This window comes from Cyclobacterium qasimii M12-11B (assembly GCF_000427295.1).
GTDB classification, from domain to species: domain Bacteria; phylum Bacteroidota; class Bacteroidia; order Cytophagales; family Cyclobacteriaceae; genus Cyclobacterium; species Cyclobacterium qasimii.
Genome location: NZ_ATNM01000056.1, coordinates 1 through 1,962, shown reverse-complemented (window position 1 = coordinate 1,962; position 1,962 = coordinate 1). Strand labels below are relative to the sequence as shown.

Below are 1,962 nucleotides of genomic sequence, written 5' to 3'. Positions count from 1 at the left end.
AATTTATCTAAAAGACTTTGGACACGCGAAGAATTTTTACCCATTCCTAAAGCATAAAATTGTTTATCAAAAACTATAGAAAAAGCAACTCCATGAAATGATGTAGACACAATAAATTCTGCATTTTTAAATAGGTTAACATATTCCTTAGGACCAGTCGTTTGTTGAAACCTATTAGAATATTTAAGGGGCTGTATATTACCACTAATTTCTATGACTTTACAGCCTAATTTTAAAGCAATAGTATCAGCCATTAAAGTACCTTCTTTTGAACTAAGTAAATTATAAAATAATACGTATTTCCGATTAATCTTTGATTTAAATGTTAATTCATTCCATTCATTTTTAGATAACAAAAAAACTGGATCTAAAACTTGATCAATTTTTTTATCTGTTAAAGGCTGAATTAGATCCTTTAAAGAACTTTCCCTAACTGAAATATTATCAAAATTACTTAAATTTTCTTTCACAAATGTAAGTTTTGAATCATCAATATCCATAACACCCATACTTGCTGCATAAGTAATCTTTTTAGGACAATTAATTGGAAACTTGCCCCAATAAACTGGATCAAAACCTTTAAATAAATTATAGTTATTGTATCTCCAAATTTGATCACTTCCATAAATAATAAGATCAAATTTATCAACTATATCAACACCATTTTTAATTGTGTCACCAGTTAATTTTAATCTAGATTTTATAAAATTTTCAAACTTTTTAGATCTTCTAATTCTTCTTTCATAAGAGAGAAAATCGGTGACAATTGTTTTGGTTTTATCAATTACTGAAATGTCATTAGGAAGAAATTTATATTTAAGATTATCATACATACCATCTCTATAATGTGGCCAATAATCTACAATTTCAACATCATGCCCATTTTTTTTAAGGGTAGACAATAAAGCATAGGCTTGCAATACTGCACCATAATTATGAGACCTTTGATATGTAATAATTCCTATTTTCATCTTATTTAATAATGGTTAAAATTTCCGATACTTCGTGACGTTTAGAAGCTGCTTGCATGAATTTTTCAGGCAAAATTCCACAACTAATCATTGAAATAAAATTTTCTGATTCCCTAATAAAACCTAAAGATCTAAGTTTAACATCATTCTCTGGAGATAAACTACAATTTAAAATGCAAGCACCAATTTGCTGAAAATGAAGGCCATATAATAAATTCATCGCAAATATCCCACCATCAATAAATGTTTGATTTCTTTCTCTTGCAAAACCCCAGACACTAAGATCGGAAGTAATAATAATCAATTTATTTGTTAAATGACCGAACCCTCTATTGCCACCTTGAATTTTCAATATTTTTTTAATTTGTTCCTTATCGGAAAAAACATAAACCCTTACGGATTGTCTATTACATGCAGAAGGTGCATTTTTTGCAATCTCAATGGCATTTGTAATAAGGTTCAAGTCAACTTCTTGGTCCTCTAAATAATTTCTAAGACTTTTTCTAGAATTAGAAAAAGCTGAAAAATTACTATTAACTTCTGAAAAATAATCTGTTTTAAAAACAAGTTTTTGTCCTAGCGGAAATTCTTCTCTGTTCTTAATCTTATTTTTTAAATTATTCAATACTTTTATAGTATCTTGGTTTAAAGGAACCTTCGAATCAATATGCTTTTTTTCATATTCAAATATAACAGATAATGCATGTTTTAATTGAGTACTTTCACCGTACTTCTCATTGTATTCTATACAATTATCTGTCAATGAAGTAAGTACTGGTATACCAAAATTAAAACGAAAATCAGGCATCGTTAATCCCTTTTCAATTGAATGATACCTTTCTATGATTTTAGCTTCAAGTTTATCTCTATTATTATAACCGGAGATAACTGGCGAATATTTACAGAATCTTTTATAGTCATAAAAATAAATAAAAAAGATTCGTTTTACCGTAAGAACTTTTCTTCCAATATTCAAAAGGTAATTTGGAAT

Annotated in this window: 2 protein-coding genes; both read right to left on the bottom strand. The window is 27.7% G+C overall.

Annotated elements, in window-relative coordinates:
- Window positions 1-971: polysaccharide pyruvyl transferase family protein (locus tag ADICYQ_RS05010; protein WP_051160121.1), on the bottom strand; the 971-nt coding region annotated here is incomplete at its 3' end.
- Between the two features lies 1 nt (window position 972).
- The coding region (locus ADICYQ_RS05005) for a nitroreductase family protein (protein ID WP_040414642.1) at window positions 973-1,962 on the bottom strand (990 nt) is incomplete at its 5' end.